Consider the following 16,898-nt stretch of genomic DNA (forward strand, 5'->3'; position numbering starts at 1 on the left):
GTACGCCCGATAAGCCGCCGCTAATGCTTTTGTGGGATTGTTTGCGGCTGGCGCACAGAGGTCGGGCGTTGCCGATCCGTGCATAGGATCCTGGATGATACCACTTCCGGGCCAATCCTGCCCGCGTGACGGGCAGTGCCCCTGGCGCGGCCGCCTTGCGATGCCTAGAGTTCGCTGATCTGCGCGAAGCGCTGCGACAGGAAGTCGATCAGTTCACGCACCGAAGGCAGCAGCCCGCGCCGTGACGGGAACACGGCGTGGATCACGCCGCCCCTGACCGACCAGTCCGGCAGGACTTTTACCAGCCGGCCATCGCGCAGCTGGTCGGTCATCATCATGACCGGCAGCTGCACGATGCCGGCACCGGCCACGGCCGCGGTGCGCAGCATGATCATGTCGTCGGTGACCAGGCGGGGCTTGTGGTGCAGCTCGGCGCTGGCGCCATCGGGGCCGTATAGCGACCAGGTGTGCGAGGGGCGCGGCGGCCCCAGGTCCAGCGTTGGCAGCGCGTTGAGGTCCGCGGGTGCCAGCAGCGGCCCATGGCCGGCCAGCAGCGCCGGGCTGGCCACGAAGCACCAGGCGCGCTCGGCCAGCACGCGCATCACCAGGTCGCTGTCTTCGAGTGGCGGCACGCGCACGCGGATGGCCAGGTCGATCCCCTCCGCCACCACGTCCACGCGCCGGTTGGTGGCTTCCAGGTGCACGATGACCTTGGGGTTGGCCGCCATGAAATCCGCAATCATGTCGCCCACCCGTGCGTGCAGCAGCGCCACCGGGCAGCTCATGCGCACCAGGCCGCTGGGTTCGGCGCGGGTTTGCTCGATCGCGCTCTCGGCCGCTTCGGCCTCCACCAGCATGGCCTTGCAATGGGCGTAGTACGTCTGCCCCAATTCTGTCACGGAGAAGCGCCGCGTCGAGCGCTGGATCAGGCGCACGCCCAGGCGTTCTTCCAGCATCGCCACGCGCCGGCTCAGCTTGGACTTGGGTATGCCGAGCACGCGCCCGGCGGGCGCAAAGCCCTGGTGATCGACTACCTGCGCGAAGTAATACAGGTCATTCAGGTCGGGATGCAAGCGGGCGGCTCCTGTCGTCCTGCCAGTAGGACGCTGAGGGCAGATTTTCCATCCTAGCGATGCGATCTGCCAAGACCTATGCTTTGGCCACACGGTCGGCTTGAGGATTGCCCGGAGTCGCCGGTTTCGCCAACCGCATAGGAGAAAGCCAAATGACCACACCCGCGAATTTCAACGGCAAGCGTCCGGTACTGGATCCCGCCGATACGGCCATGCTGCTGATCGACCACCAGAGTGGCCTGTTCCAGACCGTTGGCGACATGCCGATGCCTGAGCTGCGCGCCCGTGCGGCCGCGCTGGCCAAGATGGCGACGCTGTGCAAGCTGCCCGTGATCACGACGGCATCCGTGCCGCAAGGCCCGAACGGCCCGCTGATCCCGGAAATCCACGAAAACGCCCCCCATGCCAAATACGTCGCGCGCAAGGGCGAGATCAACGCCTGGGACAACCCCGACTTCGTCGCCGCGGTGCGTGAGACCGGCAAGAAGACCCTGATCATCGCCGGCACCATCACCAGCGTGTGCATGGCATTCCCGTCGATCAGCGCGGTGGCTGACGGCTACAAGGTGTTCGCGGTGATCGATGCGTCGGGCACGTATTCCAAGATGGCGCAGGAAATCACCCTGGCGCGCGTCGTCCAGGCCGGCGTGGTGCCGATGGATACCGCCGCCGTGGCCTCGGAGCTGCAGCAGAGCTGGAACCGTCCGGACGCGCAGGAATGGGCCGAGGTCTACACGCAGATCTTCCCGGCCTACCGCCTGCTGATTGAAAGCTATCTCAAGGCGCAGGACGTCGAGAAGAAGCACGAGGTGCTGGACTCCCAGCGCTGACGCCTTGCCGGTAACGCACGGCATACCCAGGGGTACGCACGCGTGGCTCAAGCCAAGCGTGCGTACCTTTTTTTGTTGACAGGAGCACACCATGAGCAAGCCCTACAAGCGCCTTGACAAGAGCCAGGCCGCCGTCCTGATGGTCGATCACCAGGCCGGCCTGCTGTCGCTGGTGCGGGATATCGAGCCCGACAAGTTCAAGAACAATGTGCTGGCACTGGCCGACCTGGCCAAGTACTTCAAGCTGCCGACCGTGCTGACCACCAGCTTCGAGGATGGTCCCAACGGACCGCTGGTGCCTGAGCTCAAGGCCATGTTCCCTGACGCGCCGTTCATTCCGCGCCCGGGCCAGATCAACGCCTGGGATAACGAGGACTTTGTTGCCGCGGTGCGTGCCACCGGCAAGAAGCAGCTGCTGATCGCCGGCGTGGTCACCGAAGTGTGCGTGGCCTTCCCGGCGTTGTCGGCGATCGAAGAGGGTTTCGAAGTCTTTGTCGTGACCGATGCCTCGGGCACCTTCAATGAAATCACGCGCGATTCGGCCTGGCAGCGGATGTCGGATGCTGGCGCGCAACTGATGACGTGGTTCGGTGTGGCTTGCGAACTGCACCGCGACTGGCGCAACGACATCGAGGGTCTGGGCACGCTGTTCTCGAACCATATTCCGGATTACCGGAATTTGATTACGGCGTACACGACGGTGAAGGGCAGCAAGTAAGCTACGTCCTTCAGCGCTGCCGGTTCGCTCCCTCTCCCGCAAGCGGGAGAGGGAGCGAACAACTGGCGGTTGACTTCTCTCAGGCCTCCTTCACAGTTCCTCGCACCGGCGCCGCAGCGACTTCCGCCTGCGCCGACGCCGACCTCCGGTGGTTGATCATCGACACCGCCCCCACTGCAATCACCGCCGGAATCGCCATCGCCATGAAGTTCTGCTGCAACGGCAACGACATCCCAACCAGCACGCCGATCACGATCGGTGCCAGGATGGCGCCGCTGCGTCCCACGCCGGACGCCCAGCCGATGCCGGTGCCGCGCACCGCCATCGGATAGAACTGGCCCGCATAGGCATAGGTGACGATCTGCGTGCCGATGGTGGAAGCACCTGCCAGGCCCACCACGACGAACAGCGCTGCGCTGGGCATCGGGTAGCCCAGCAGCGTGATCGACACTGCCGCCAGCGTGTACATGCCGATCAGCACATGCTTGATCGGCAAGCGGTCGGCCAGCCAGCCGCCGCCGATGGCGCCGAGCATGGCGCCGAAGTTCAGCACCAGCACGAAAGTCAGCGCCGAGCCCAGGCTGTAGCCTGCGCCGGCCATCAGCTTGGTCAGCCACGAGCTGAGCGCGTACACCATGAACAGGCACATGAAGAACGCCACCCAGAACATCACCGTGCTGAAGCCGCGGCCGTCCTGGAACAGGCGGCGGATCGGCGCGCTGCCGGCCTTGTCGTCCGCAGCCAGCGTAAAGACGTCGCCGGCTTGCGCGCGATGCGACGGCACCAGGCGCGATACCACGGATTGCAGAGCGTCGGTCTGGCCGGTGCGGAGCAGGTAGGGCATCGACTCCGGCAGCGAGCGCAGCACCAGCGGGACCAGCAGCACCGGCAGGCCGGCGGCGAGGAACACCGACTGCCAGCCATAGCTTTCGATCAGTCCCTTGCCCAGCAGCGCGGCCAGCATGCCGCCCACCGAATAACCGCTGAACATCAGCGTCACCAGCGTGCCGCGCAGCTTGCGCGGCGAGTACTCGGTCATCTGCGCCACCACGTTGGGCATCACGCCGCCGATGCCCAGGCCCGCCAGGAAGCGCGTGACGCTGAACGTCACCGGGTCGCTGGTAAAGCCCGCCGCCGCGGTGAAGACACTGAACAGCACGATGCAGATGGCGATGGCGCGCCTGCGGCCGATGCGGTCGGCCACGGTGCCGAGGAAGATCGCGCCGAACATCATGCCGAACAGCGCCGAGCTGACCATGAAGCCGGCGCTGGTTGCGGTCACGCCCATCTCTTTCATGATCGACGGCAGGGCGATGCCGGCCACGGCCAGGTCGTAGCCGTCGAAGATGATGATCAGCGCGCACCAGAACAGGATGAGCGCATGGAAGCGGTTGAAGCGGGCCTCGTCGGCCAGCTTGTGGACATCGATCTGACGCATGGTTTGTCTCCGGTATGGTGGTATGACGGGGCGGGCGGCGTTGCCGCTCACGCCGCCGCGACGGCGCGCTCTGCGGCGGCCTTCAGTTCGCGTTCGCGCAGCATGAAGCGCTGGATCTTGCCGGTGGCGGTCTTGGGCAGCGTATCGACGAACTCGATCGCGCGCGGGTACTTGTATGCCGCCAGCCGCTCCTTGACGAAGGCCTTCAGTTCGCCGTCGCCAAGCTGCGCGCCCGCCTTCAGCACCACGAAGGCCTTGGTCTTGACCAGTCCTTCATAGTCGGGTACGCCGATCACCGCGGCCTCCAGCACTGCCGGGTGCTGCACCAGCGTGGCCTCGACCTCGAACGGCGAAACGTAGATGCCGCTGACCTTGAGCATGTCGTCGCTGCGCCCGGCGTAGCTGTAGGTGCCATCCGGGTTGTGCACGTATTTGTCGCCGCTCTTGGTCCAGCCGCCGCGGAAGGTCTCGCGCGACTTCTCGCGGTTGGCCCAGTACATCAGCGCGGCGCTGGGGCCCTGGATATAGAGGTCGCCGATCTCGCCGTCGGGCACCGGGCGTCCTTCTTCGTCGCGCAGCTCGATGGCGTAGCCCGGCACCGGCCAGCCGGTGGTGCCGTAGCGCACCTGGCCGGGGCGGTTGGACAGGAAGATATGCAGCATCTCGGTGGAGCCGATGCCGTCGATGATCTCGCAGCCGAAATGCGCGGTGAAGCGCTGGCCGATATCGGCGGGCAGGGCCTCGCCGGCGGACGAGCACAGCCGCAGCGTGACCTCGGCGCGCTGCGGCAGCGCCGGCGAGGCGAGCATGCCGGCGTATCCTGTCGGCGCACCGAAGAACACCGTTGGCCGGTGTTGCAGCCAGCGGCGGAAGGTGGCCTCGGGTGTGGGCCGCTCGGCCATCAGCACCACGGTGGCGCCCACGCTGAGCGGGAAGCTGAGGCCGTTGCCCAGCCCGTAGGCGAAATACAGCTTGGCCGCAGAGAAGCAGACGTCCTGCTCCTGCAAGCCGAGCACCGGGCCTGCATAGAGCGCCGCGGTCCAGTACGGGTTGCCGTGGCTGTGCACCACGCCCTTGGGCTGGCCGGTCGAGCCGGACGAGTAGAGCCAGAAGCCGGGATCGTCGCAACTGGTGGCGGCAGGCGCCTGCAACGGCGTTTGCGCGGCAAGCAGCGCATCCAGCGCCGTCATGCCATCGGGCAGAGGCTCATGCGCGCGGGACACGAACACTTGCCCGACTTCATGCCCCGGACGGGCCAGCGCCTCCTGCAGCACGGGCAGCAGCGCGGCCGACACCAGCACAGCCTGCGCGCGGCTGTGCTGCAGCATATAGCTGTAGTCGTCGGCGGTCAGCAGCGTGTTGACGGCCACCGGGACGATGCCGGCGTACATCGCGCCCAGGAAGCAGACCGGCCAGTCGCTGCAGTCGTGCATCAGCAGCAGCACGCGTTCCTCGCGGCGGATGCCGGCGCCGAGCAGCGCCGCGGCCAGGCGCCGCACCTGCTGCGCCAGTTCGCCGTAGGTGAGCTGGCCGTCGTCATCGATATAGGCGACCTTGCCGGCGCGCCCGGCATTGCAGCCGAGCAGGTGCCCGGCAAAGTTGAAGGACGTGCCGGGTGGCCGGACGGGTGGTTCTGCGGGCGTGGCGGTCATGGGTGTCTCCCCGTTGCTGGTGTACGGTGTGCCGCGCGCCGCCATGCGGACGTGGCGGCGCTGTGAAGCGGGTTGGCTTGAACGGTCAGGCGAGCTCGTCGAGCACCGCGGTACTGGCCTGAATGGCGCTGCGCCGGTGATAGAAGTGCAGGGCGCGCAGTCCGCCCAGTTCCTCGCCGCCGCCGGCGCGGCCGGGGCCGCCATGCAGCGATTGCGGCATGACGTTGCCGTGGCCGGTGTGCAGCTGCGCCACGTCGGGCGAGATCACATGCACGCGGCCATGGCTGTCGGCCAGCTCGACGGCGGCCGCACCGAGCGCGGCCGCGTCGCTGCCATAGAGCGATGCCACCAGCGAGCCCTGTCCACGGCGCACGAGTGCCAGTGCGTGGGCGGTATCCCGATAGGGCAGCAGCGTGGCCACCGGGCCGAACACTTCGGTGTCGTGCACCGCGGCGGCGGCGTCCGCATCGGCCACGCCCAGCAGCGTCGGGCCGATGCAGCAGGCCACGGCCGGATCGGCATCGACCAGCGCCTGCTGCGTGCCGTCATGCAGCACCTGTGCGTGCTTGCGCAGGGTTGCCAGCCCGTCTTGCACGGCGTTGAACTGCGCACGGCTGACCAGCGCACCCATGCGCACCGTATCGTTGCGCGGGTTGCCCACGGTCACTTTCGACAGCCGTGCGCCGATCGCCTCGGCGGCCAGGCCATACAGCGCTTCAGGCACGAACACGCGCCGGATCGCGGTGCATTTCTGGCCGGACTTGACCGTCATCTCGCGCACGACTTCCTTCGCCAGCAGGTCGAAGGCGCCGGTATCGGGGCCGTCCTGCGGCAGCAGCACGGCGGAATTGATGCTGTCCGCTTCGATATTCACGCGAACAGAGCGTTGCGCGATGGCGGGATGCGAGCGGATCACCGCGGCCGTATCGGCCGAACCGGTAAACGACACCACGTCAAAGGGCTGCAACTGGTCCAGCAGGCCGGCCGAGCTGCCGCACACCACCGACAACGCGCCGGCCGGCAGCGCCCCGGCCTCGACCACGTCGCGCACCATGCGCTGGGTCAGCCAGGCGGTGGCGGTAGCGGGTTTGACGATCACCGGCACGCCGGCCAGCAATGCCGGCGCCGCCTTTTCCCACAATCCCCAGCTCGGGAAGTTGAAGGCATTGATAAACAGCGCCACGCCGCGCGTCGGTACCAGCACGTGCTGCGACTGGAACAACGGGTCCTTGCCCAGCCGCACGGCCTCGCCATCCGGCAGGTAGTGCCGGTCGCCGAGCGCATCGCCCAGCCTGGCGTAGGTGCCCAGCGTGAAGATGCCGCCGTCGATGTCGACCGCGGAGTCGTTCCTGACGGTGCCGCTGTTGGCCGTGGCGATGTCGTAATAGGCATCGCGATTGGCCTGCAGCACCTTGACGATGTCAGCCAGCAACGCGGCACGCTGGCGATAGGTCAGCGCGCGCAGGGCCGCGCCGCCCTGTTCGCGGGCAAAGGCGAAGCCGGCAGCGAGGTCCAGCCCGGTGGCGTCAACGCGCACCAGTTCGTCGCCCAGCACCGGATCGAACAAGGGCGTGCCGGCACCGCTGCCGGCCTGCCACTTGCCGCCGAGATAGTTGGATAGCAATTCAGTCATCGGGAATCTCAGCGCGTGAAGTCGATGCGGCCTTCCGGCAGCAGGTAGAGCACCAGCGCGCGGCCGTTGCTGACGGTGGGGCGGTGGGCGCTGCCCGGCGGGCATACCAGCCAGCCGGCGGGGCGGCCGTCGAACTGCGCGTCGCCCTCGAGCGGCATGATCAGGTCGATCTCGCCGTTGGGATGGGTGTGATGCGGGCCGGCAATGTCCTGCATCTCGACCACGTCGACGGAAAAGCCGTGCAGGTCGTCGGCCGGCTTGAAGATGCGGCCGTAGCGGATGCCGCCGCCTTCGCGGTCGCACAGCCAGCCTTCGGCCACGCCGGCCTGGCAGGCGTCCTTAAGTTGCTGGTAGGTGGGGCTGCCGGCGCCGTGCTCGGCATTGAGCCAGGCATCGAGTGCGGCATCCAGCGGACGGCCTGCCAGTTGCGCGGTGAACTGCGCGATCTGGCTGCGGAATTCTGTGGGGGACATAGTGGGGGGGCTCCGTCTGGTTCGCCAGTTGCCATCACTGGCTTCATGCATTATTGTGCATGTATGAAAAATAGAGCCGCGCCGAAATCATGTCAAGCACTATATTGCATGAATCTGGGTTAACCCCGGAAGTCGACCTGCATCATGATTCAGATGCACGTGCTGCCAACGGCACTGACAAGAACCCGTTTCTGGTCGCGCTGGGCGAGCGTGTGCGCGAGTTGCGCGCCTGCCGCGGCCTGACCCGAAAGGCCGCCGCGCAGGCCGCCGGCGTGTCGGAGCGGCACCTGGCCAACCTGGAATACGGCAGCGGCAACGCTTCCATCCTGGTGCTGCAGCACATTGCCGATGCGCTGCAGTGCTCGCTGGCCGGGCTGCTGGGCGACATCACCACGTCGTCGCCTGAATGGATCCTGTTGCGCGAACTGCTGGAGCACCGCGACGAAGCCACGCTGCGGCGCGTGCGCATTGCCGTGGGCGAGATGCTCGGCACGGGTGGCGAGAATGCCGGCCAGGCTGCGCGCAGCCCGCGTGTGGCGCTGATCGGGCTGCGCGGCGCCGGCAAGAGCACGCTGGGCGGGATGCTGGCCGAAGACCTCGACTTCCCCTTTATTGAGCTGAGCCGCGAGATCGAGAAGTTTGCCGGCTGCAGCATCTCGGAGATCCAGGGCCTGTATGGCATGAACGCCTATCGCCGCTACGAGCGGCGCGCGCTGGAAGAAGCCATCCAGATCTATCCCGAGGCCGTGATCGCCACGCCCGGCGGCCTGGTCTCTGATCCGGCCACCTTCAACCTGTTGCTGGCCCACTGCACCACAGTCTGGCTGCAGGCGGAGCCGGAAGACCATATGGAGCGGGTGCGCGAGCAGGGCGACTTCCGCCCGATGGCGGCCAGCAAGGAGGCGATGGAGGACCTGCGCCATATCCTGGCCGGGCGCGCGGCCTTCTATTCCAAGGCGGAGTTCTCGCTGGACACCAGCGCTCAGCCGCTGGAACCCACATTTGCCGCGCTGCGCGAGCTGGTACGCCAGGCCTTGCGCATGCCGTTGTGACGGCAGGGGCGCAATAACCCGGCATCAGGAGCGGTGACCCGCACCTCTTGAAAGATCTGCACAATAGTGCTTGCAGGAAATCTGATTGATGAACTATAGTTCGTGTTACCAGATTCCTGTTCATGCATGATAGTGCAGTTTCGCAGAGGAGACACCGCCGTGACCACCGCCCCCCGCGTCGATTACCAGACCGCCCCCGCCCAATACAAACACCTGAAGCTGACGTTCGACGGCCCCGTCGCCACGCTGGCGGTGGACATCGACGAGAACGCCGGCCTGCGCCCCGGCTACAAGCTCAAGCTCAACAGCTATGACCTCGGCGTCGACATCGAACTGAACGATGCGCTCAACCGCGTCCGCTTCGAGCACCCGGAAGTGCGCACCGTGGTCGTCACCAGCGGCAAGGACAAGGTGTTCTGCTCCGGCGCCAATATCTTCATGCTGGGCGTCAGCAGCCATGCGTGGAAGGTCAACTTCTGCAAGTTCACCAACGAGACCCGCAACGGCATCGAGGACTCGTCGCAGCACAGCGGCCTGAAGTTCCTGGCCGCGGTCAACGGCGCGTGCGCCGGCGGCGGCTATGAACTGGCGCTGGCCTGCGACGAGATCCTGCTGGTGGACGACCGCTCGTCGGCCGTGAGCCTGCCGGAAGTGCCGCTGCTGGGCGTGCTGCCGGGCACCGGCGGCCTGACCCGCGTGACCGACAAGCGCCATGTGCGCCATGACCTCGCCGATATCTTCTGCACCACCACCGAAGGGGTGCGCGGCCAGCGTGCCAAGGACTGGCGCCTGGTCGACGATATCGCCAAGCCCGCCGTGTTCGCGCAGAAGGTGCAGGAGCGCGCGCTGGCGCTGGCCGCGCAGAGCGATCGTCCGGCCGATGCGCAGGGCGTGGCGCTCGAGCCGATCGAGCGGACGATCGAAGCGGATGCGCTGCGCTATATGCATGTGACGGTCGAGATCGATCGCGCCGGCCGTACCGCGACCTTTACCGTGAAGGCACCCGTCGGTGCGCAACCGCAAAGCATCGAGGAGATCGTCGCCGCCGGCGCCGCCTGGTACCCGCTGCAACTGGCACGCGAACTGGAAGACGCGATCCTGTCGATGCGCACCAATGAACTGGACATCGGCACCTGGCTGATCAAGACCAGCGGCGACGCCGCCGCGGTGCTGGCCACCGACGCCGCGCTGCTGGCGCACAAGGACCACTGGCTGGTGCGCGAGACCATCGGCCTGCTGCGCCGCACGCTGAGCCGCCTGGATGTGTCGTCGCGCAGCCTGTTCGCGCTGATCGAGCCGCAATCGTGCTTTGCCGGCACCTTCCTGGAACTGGCGCTGGCCTGCGACCGCAGCTACCACCTGGCGCTGCCGGACGACGAGGAGCGCGCGCCGAAGATCACCGTGGCGGAAGTCAATTTCGGCCTGTACCCGATGGCCACCGGCCAGAGCCGGCTGGGCCGCCGCTTCTACGACGAGCAGCCCGCGCTGGACGCCGTGCGCGCCAAGGCCGGCCAGCCGCTGGATGCCGATGCCGCGTATGCGCTGGGCCTGGTCACCGCCAACCCCGACGACATCGACTGGACCGACGAAGTGCGCATCGCGCTGGAAGAGCGCGTGGCGATGTCGCCCGATGCGCTCACCGGTATGGAAGCCAACCTGCGCTTCAACGGCCAGGAAAACATGTTCACCCGCATCTTTGGCCGCCTGACCGCATGGCAGAACTGGATCTTCCAGCGCCCCAACGCGGTGGGCGACAAGGGTGCGCTCAAGGTCTACGGCAAGGGCGACAAAGCCGCCTTCGACTGGAACCGCGTCTGATCCAGCCTTACACGACAACCGAATCGTCCCCTGAAGGAGACCACAATGTCCGGCATCAACTACAGCGACAAGATCCCCAACAACGTCAACCTGAGCGAAGACCGCACCCTGCAGCGTGCGCTCGAGCAATGGCAGCCCAACTACCTGAGCTGGTGGAACGACATGGGGCCGGAAGGCTCGCACAGCCATGACATTTATCTGCGCACCGCGATCAGCGTCGATCCGCAGGGCTGGGCTCACTTCGGCCACGTCAAGATGCCGGACTACCGCTGGGGCATCTTCCTGAACCCGGCCGAGGCCAACCGCAAGATCCATTTCGGCGACCACAAGGGCGAAGACGCCTGGCAGGACGTGCCCGGCGAATACCGCGCCAACCTGCGCCGCATCATCGTGACGCAGGGCGATACCGAACCGGCGTCGGTCGAGCAGCAGCGCCACCTGGGCCTCACCGCCCCCAGCATGTACGACCTGCGCAACCTGTTCCAGGTCAACGTGGAAGAGGGCCGCCACCTGTGGGCGATGGTCTACCTGCTGCACAAGTACTTCGGCCGCGACGGCCGCGAGGAGGGCGAGGCCCTGCTGGAGCGCCGCAGCGGCCAGCAGGACAATCCCCGCATCCTGCAGGCGTTCAATGAACAGACCCCGGACTGGCTGTCGTTCTTCATGTTCACCTACTTCACCGACCGCGACGGCAAGTTCCAGCTGTGCGCGCTCGCGGAAAGCGCCTTCGATCCGCTGGCGCGCACCACCAAGTTCATGCTGACCGAAGAAGCGCACCACATGTTCGTGGGCGAGTCCGGCGTGTCGCGCGTGATCCAGCGCACCTGCCAGGTGATGAACGAACTCAAGACCGACGATCCCGCCAAGCTGCGCGCGGCCGGCGTGATCGACCTGCCGACGCTGCAGCGCTACCTGAACTTCCACTACAGCGTCACCATCGACCTGTTCGGCGCCGATGAGTCGAGCAACGCCGCCACCTTCTACAGCACCGGCCTCAAGGGCCGCTACGAAGAAGGCAAGCGCATGGACGACCACGTGCTCAAGGGTCAGACCTACCGCATTCTGCAGGCGCAGAACGGCCAGCTGACCGAGAAGGAAGTGCCGATGCTCAACGCGCTCAACGAAGTGCTGCGCGACGACTACATCAAGGACAGCATGGGCGGTGTGGAGCGCTGGAACAAGGTCATCGAGAAGGCCGGCATCCCGTTCCGCCTGAAGGTGCCGCACAAGGCCTTCCACCGCAATATCGGCGCGCTGGCGGGTGTCAAGGTATCGCCGGACGGCCGCGTGATCTCCGACGCCGAATGGCGCGACTTCCGCGACCAGTGGCTGCCCAGTGAAGGCGACCGCGCCTTTGTCGCCAGCCTGATGGGCCGCGTGGTCGAGCCGGGCAAGTTCGCCAACTGGATCGCGCCGCCGGTGATGGGTATCAACCGCCAGCCGGTGGATTTCGAGTACGTGCGGTTCAACTGAGCCACGGCCTTACCCATTGCTCCCTGTTTGCTCCCCTCTCCCGCTTGCGGGAGAGGGGCCGGGGGAGAGGGCAGGCGCGTCCATGAAGCGCCGCTGCAACAACGACCCTCACCCCGAAACGCCCCTGATCCTGTGGAGACCGCCATGGACATGGCAGAAATTCAAGTCATCAAGCAGCACCTGATCGATCCCGAGATCTGCATCCGCTGCAACACCTGCGAAGCGACCTGCCCGGTGGGCGCGATCACGCACGACTCGCGCAACTACGTGGTCGATGCCGACAAGTGCAACCTGTGCATGGCCTGCATTTCCCCGTGCCCGACCGGCTCGATCGACAACTGGCGCGCCATGCCGAAGCTGCGCGCCTACAGCATCGAAGAGCAACTCAACTGGGACACGCTGCCGGAAGAGCTGACGCCCGAGCAACTGGCCGACCTGGCGCCCGGCGCCGAGCTGCAGACCGCCGCGCCGGAGATTCCCGCCGCGTCGCCGCTGGCCGGCACCGGCGAAGACGCCGTCAACAGCGCCCGCTACGGCGCCACCGTGCCGCCGTGGTCCGCCGCGCATGCCTACACCAACCTGTATGGCGCCAAGTCCGCCAACAAGACCATCACCGCTACCGTGACCGGCAATGTACGCGTGACCGAAGTGGGGCGCGAGTACGACACGCACCACATCGTGCTGGACTTTGGCGCGACCCCGTTCCCGGTGCTGGAAGGCCAGTCCATCGGCATCGTGCCACCGGGCACCGACGCCGGCGGCCGCCCGCACCATGCCCGCCAGTACTCGATCGCCAGCCCGCGCAACGGCGAGCGTCCCGGTTACAACAACCTGTCGCTGACCATCAAGCGCGTGCTGCAGGACCATGACGGCAACCCGGTGCGCGGCGTGGCCTCCAACTACATGTGCGACCTGAAGGTTGGCGACAAGGTGGAGGTGATCGGCCCGTTCGGCGCCAGCTTCCTGATGCCGAACCACCCGCGCTCCAACATCGTGATGATCTGCACCGGCACCGGCAGCGCGCCGATGCGGGCCATGACCGAATGGCGCCGGCGCTTGCGCAAGGCTGGCAAGTTCGACGGCGGCAAGCTGATGCTGTTTTTCGGGGCGCGCACGCAGGAGGAACTGCCGTATTTCGGCCCGCTGCAGAACCTGCCCAAGGATTTCATCGACATCAACCTGGCGTTCTCGCGCACGGCGGGGCAGCCGAAGCGCTACGTGCAGGACCTGATGCGCGAGCGCGCGGCGGACCTGGCAGCGTTGCTGGCGGGTCCCGATACCTGCTTCTATGTGTGCGGGCTAAAGAGCATGGAAGAGGGCGTGGTGCTGGCGCTCAGGGACGTCGCGCAGCAGGCGGGGCTGCAATGGGAGGCGCTGGCTGAAGGGTTGAAGCGGGAAGGGCGGCTGCATCTGGAAACGTACTAGATGCAGCCGCGGGCGCGAACCCCTCAATCCGTATCCTGCTGCGCCTTGTGTTTCGATGCCATCTTGTCCTGCTGCGCCGGCGGCACGTTGTCGTAGTGGCTGAACTGGATGGTATAGCTGCCGTGGCCGCCGGTGATGCTGTTCAGCCGTGACTGGTAGTCGTTGAGCTCGGACAGCGGCACCTGGCCGGCCACCACCACGGCGTTGCCGACCGCGGTGCGCGTGCCGTGGACCTGGCCGCGCTTGGTTGAGAGGTCGCCGATGATGTCGCCCATGGCTGTGCCCGGCGCCGTCACCTCGATGTCGACGATCGGTTCCAGCACGCTGGGCCTGGCCTTGAGCACCGCGTCGATAAAGGCCTTGCGCCCGGCGGTCGCGAACGCGACTTCCTTGGAATCGACCGGATGGCTCTTGCCGTCATACACGGTCACGCGCACGTCCTGCATCGGGAAGCCCGCCAGCGGGCCGCTGTCCAGCACCTGGCGGATGCCTTTTTCCACGGCGGGAATGAACTGGCCGGGAATCGCGCCGCCCTTGACCGCATCGACAAAGTCGAAGCCCTCGCCGCGCGCCAGCGGCTCCACGCGCAGCATCACTTCACCGAACTGCCCGGCGCCGCCGGTCTGCTTCTTGTGCCGGTGATGGCCCTCGGCCTTGCCGCCGATGGTTTCGCGATAGGCAATCTTGGGCGGGCGCGTCACCACCTCCAGCTTGTATTGCTCGGTCAGCCGCTCCAGCGCGCAGCGCAGATGGAATTCGCCCAGGCCGAACACCACGGTCTCATTGGTGCCAACCGGATGCTCGACGCGCAGGCACGGGTCTTCCGCGCTGAGCTTGTGCAGCACTTCGGCCAGGCGCTGCTCGTTGCCGCGCCGCGCCGGTTCGATCGCCAGCCCGTAGATGGGAGTTGGGAACTCCAGCGGCGTCAGGTGGATATTGCCGTCCTCGGTGGCGTCGTGCAGCACGGCATCGAAGCCCAGTTCGTCGACCTTGGCCACCGCGCAGATATCGCCCGGGCCGGCCCGCGGGATCTCCTGGGTCTCCTTGCCCTGCAGCCGCAGCAGGTGCGCCACCTTGAACGGCTGGCGCCCGTCGCCGATATAGAGCTGGCTGTCGCGCGTGACCGTGCCCTGGTGGATGCGGAACACCGCCAGCTTGCCGACATAGGGGTCGATCACCACCTTGAAGACATGGGCCAGCACGTGCTTGTCAGGCACGGGCTCGGCGCGCACGGCCTTGCGGTGTTCGCTGCCATCGCCCGTATCGCGATAGAACAGCGGCGGATTGCCTTCAGTCGGGTTGGGCAGCAGTTGCACGAACACGTCGAGCAGTTCCGTGATGCCGGCGCCGGTGGCGGCCGAGGTAAAGCAGATCGGCACCAGGTGGCCTTCGCGCAGCGCGCGCTCGAATGGCGCGTGCAGCTGCTCCGGCGTGATCGCCTCGCCTTGTTCCAGGTACAGCTCCATCAGTTCGGGATCGATCTCGATCACCTGGTCGATCAGCGCATCGTGGGCGGCGGGAACAGATAAAAAATCCGACTCGCCGGCCGGATTGAAGAAGCAGTCCACCACCTGGCTGCCGTTGCCGGCAGGCAGGTTGATCGGCAGGCATTCCTTGCCAAAGGCCTCCTGGATGTCCGCAAGCAGCGCGGGCAGGTCGACCTTGTCGCCGTCGATGCCGTTGACGATGATCATCCGGCACAGCTGGCGCGCCTGCGCCCACGCCATCGCGCGGCGCGTGGTCATCTCGATGCCGGTCTGGGCATTGATGACGATGGCGGCGGTTTCCACCGCCGCCAGCGCGCTGATGGCGAGGCCGGAGAAGTCGGGATAACCGGGGGTGTCAAGCAGGTAGATGCGGGTGTCGCGGTAGTGCAGGTGGGCGGCGGCGGTGGTGAGCGAGCGTTTGTACTTGCGCTCGAGCGGGTCGCTGTCGCACACCGTGGAACCGCGTTCGACGCTGCCGGGCGTGTGCAGGGCACCGCCCTTGTGCAACAGCGCTTCGACCAGCGAGGTCTTGCCGCACCCCGCGTGCCCTAGCAAGGCGACGGTGCGGATGGCATCGGGACTATCGTGCATGGTGGCTCTCGTCCGGCAATGGCTGTCCGGGAATTATTGGCGAAATTCGCCGGAAGCGACATACGCGGATGCCCGACTCGGTGCATTGCCTGACGCAAGATGGCCCGCAAGTGGCGAGGCCGGCGCTCGGTCGGCCTCGTTTCGCGTTTCGCACGGCATGCCCGCATTGCAGCAAACCGTGCGCTGGTGCGCTGCAGCAAGATCAGCGGCGCACGTCGTCGTGGTCGGTCGACACCGCCAGCGCCTGCCACGCGGCCAGTTCGCTTTCCACCTTGCGGTTCTTCTCGGTGATGCGGTAGACCGTGTCCGAGCCCAGCGGCAGCCGCACTGGCGGGGTTTCGCTGTCGGCCAGGGTCAGCAGGGCTGCCGCCAGCTTGGCCGGGTCGCCGGGCTGCTGGTGGTTGGCCGAAGCCATGTGCTCGCGCATTGCCCCGACCGTATCGGCATATGCGGCGATCTCGGTGCGCACGCGCACCAGCGAGCTGGCATCGAGGAAGTCGGTGCGGAAGAAGCCCGGCTCGACCACGGTGGCGCGGATGCCCAGCGGCGACAGTTCCGCATCGAGCGCTTCGGTCAGGCCCTCCACCGCGAACTTGGTGGCGCCATAGACGCCCCAGCCGGGATACGCGGCGTAGCCACCGATCGACGAAATGTTGAGGATGCGGCCGCTGCGCTGACGGCGCATCTGCGGCAGCACCGCACGCGTCACGGTCAGCACGCCGAACACGTTGGTGGCGAACTGCTGCTCGACTTCCTCTGCGGAGGCCTCTTCGACCGCGCCGAGCAGGCCGTAGCCGGCGTTGTTGACCAGCACGTCGATGCGGCCGAAGCGGGCCACGGCGGCCTCGGCGGCGGCGATGGCCTGCGCTTCGTTGGTGACGTCCAGCGCCACGCCCACCAGGTTATCGTGCTCGCCCAGTGCGGCGGTGATGGCTTCCGGGCGGCGCGCGGTGGCGACGACCCGGTCGCCGCGTGCCAGCGCGGCACGGGTCAGTTCCAGGCCGAAGCCGCGCGAAGCGCCGGTGATGAACCAGACCTTGCTGGCAGCGTTGATGGCGGTGTTGGTGGTGTTGGCGGACATGGTGAATCTCCTTTCAGGGTGCTCGGTTTGACTGCGATGTCTGATGGCGGGGGCCACGGAGACAAATTTAGGCCGGCAACGCCCACAACACTAGGCGGTGCAATCGCGTTTCAATGACAACTATTAGTTTGGAATGGACGTCCGGCGCGTCGAT

General features: G+C 66.6%; 13 protein-coding genes. 6 read left to right on the forward strand and 7 right to left on the reverse strand.

Going from position 1 to position 16,898, the window contains the following annotated elements:
* Positions 1-164 precede the first annotated feature (164 nt).
* Positions 165-1,073 carry a LysR family transcriptional regulator gene (locus AC3WQZ_RS01720; RefSeq protein ID WP_010812836.1) on the reverse strand — a complete coding sequence of 303 codons (909 nt, stop codon included), beginning with the start codon at positions 1,071-1,073 and terminating at the stop codon, positions 165-167.
* Positions 1,074-1,225: 152 nt separating this feature from the next.
* Between AC3WQZ_RS01720 and AC3WQZ_RS01725 the strand changes: the two genes are divergently transcribed.
* Together AC3WQZ_RS01725 and ycaC are read left to right on the forward strand one after the other, a co-directional pair.
* The gene (locus AC3WQZ_RS01725) at positions 1,226-1,903 is read left to right on the forward strand and encodes an isochorismatase family protein (protein ID WP_010812837.1); all 678 of its coding nucleotides are present in this window, start codon (positions 1,226-1,228) and stop codon (positions 1,901-1,903) included.
* Positions 1,904-1,994: 91 nt separating this feature from the next.
* Entirely contained in the window at positions 1,995-2,621 is a 627-nt protein-coding gene (ycaC, locus tag AC3WQZ_RS01730) for an isochorismate family cysteine hydrolase YcaC (protein WP_010812838.1), read from the forward strand.
* Positions 2,622-2,700: 79 nt separating this feature from the next.
* Here ycaC and AC3WQZ_RS01735 read toward each other — a convergent pair whose 3' ends face one another.
* From AC3WQZ_RS01735 to AC3WQZ_RS01750, 4 genes are all read right to left on the reverse strand, one after another.
* Positions 2,701-4,059, reverse strand: a complete 1,359-nt coding sequence (locus AC3WQZ_RS01735; protein WP_010812839.1) for an MFS transporter — start codon at positions 4,057-4,059, stop codon at positions 2,701-2,703.
* A gap of 47 nt (positions 4,060-4,106) precedes the next feature.
* Positions 4,107-5,711, reverse strand: a complete 1,605-nt coding sequence (locus AC3WQZ_RS01740; RefSeq protein ID WP_492299935.1) for a benzoate-CoA ligase family protein — start codon at positions 5,709-5,711, stop codon at positions 4,107-4,109.
* An 85-nt stretch (positions 5,712-5,796) separates the two neighbouring features.
* Positions 5,797-7,344, reverse strand: a complete 1,548-nt coding sequence (locus AC3WQZ_RS01745; RefSeq protein WP_492299937.1) for a 3,4-dehydroadipyl-CoA semialdehyde dehydrogenase — start codon at positions 7,342-7,344, stop codon at positions 5,797-5,799.
* Between the two features lie 8 nt (positions 7,345-7,352).
* Positions 7,353-7,817 (reverse strand): DUF4863 family protein, encoded by a 465-nt coding sequence (locus AC3WQZ_RS01750; RefSeq protein WP_010812842.1) that lies wholly within the window; start codon positions 7,815-7,817, stop codon positions 7,353-7,355.
* 89 nt (positions 7,818-7,906) lie between these two features.
* On the opposite strand from AC3WQZ_RS01750, the gene AC3WQZ_RS01755 reads away from it, so the two are divergent.
* The 4 genes from AC3WQZ_RS01755 to boxA all read left to right on the forward strand — a co-directional run bounded on the left by AC3WQZ_RS01755 (position 7,907) and on the right by boxA (position 13,585).
* Positions 7,907-8,869, forward strand: a complete 963-nt coding sequence (locus AC3WQZ_RS01755) for a helix-turn-helix transcriptional regulator (RefSeq protein WP_011617543.1) — start codon at positions 7,907-7,909, stop codon at positions 8,867-8,869.
* A 159-nt stretch (positions 8,870-9,028) separates the two neighbouring features.
* Positions 9,029-10,687, forward strand: coding sequence for a 2,3-epoxybenzoyl-CoA dihydrolase (boxC, locus tag AC3WQZ_RS01760; protein WP_010812844.1), 1,659 nt, complete (start codon positions 9,029-9,031; stop codon positions 10,685-10,687).
* 45 nt (positions 10,688-10,732) lie between these two features.
* Positions 10,733-12,160: a benzoyl-CoA 2,3-epoxidase subunit BoxB gene (boxB, locus tag AC3WQZ_RS01765; protein ID WP_010812845.1), complete on the forward strand. Its 1,428-nt coding sequence runs from the start codon at positions 10,733-10,735 to the stop codon at positions 12,158-12,160.
* 144 nt (positions 12,161-12,304) lie between these two features.
* On the forward strand, positions 12,305-13,585 hold the full coding sequence (gene boxA, locus AC3WQZ_RS01770) for a benzoyl-CoA 2,3-epoxidase subunit BoxA (RefSeq protein WP_492299938.1): 1,281 nt from the start codon (positions 12,305-12,307) through the stop codon (positions 13,583-13,585).
* Positions 13,586-13,608: 23 nt separating this feature from the next.
* Here boxA and fusA read toward each other — a convergent pair whose 3' ends face one another.
* Positions 13,609-15,663, reverse strand: coding sequence for an elongation factor G (gene fusA, locus AC3WQZ_RS01775; RefSeq protein ID WP_010812847.1), 2,055 nt, complete (start codon positions 15,661-15,663; stop codon positions 13,609-13,611).
* A 202-nt stretch (positions 15,664-15,865) separates the two neighbouring features.
* Positions 15,866-16,744 (reverse strand): oxidoreductase, encoded by an 879-nt coding sequence (locus AC3WQZ_RS01780; protein WP_492299939.1) that lies wholly within the window; start codon positions 16,742-16,744, stop codon positions 15,866-15,868.
* Positions 16,745-16,898: the final 154 nt, after the last annotated feature.

Source organism: Cupriavidus sp. FW305-26, from assembly GCF_058787975.1.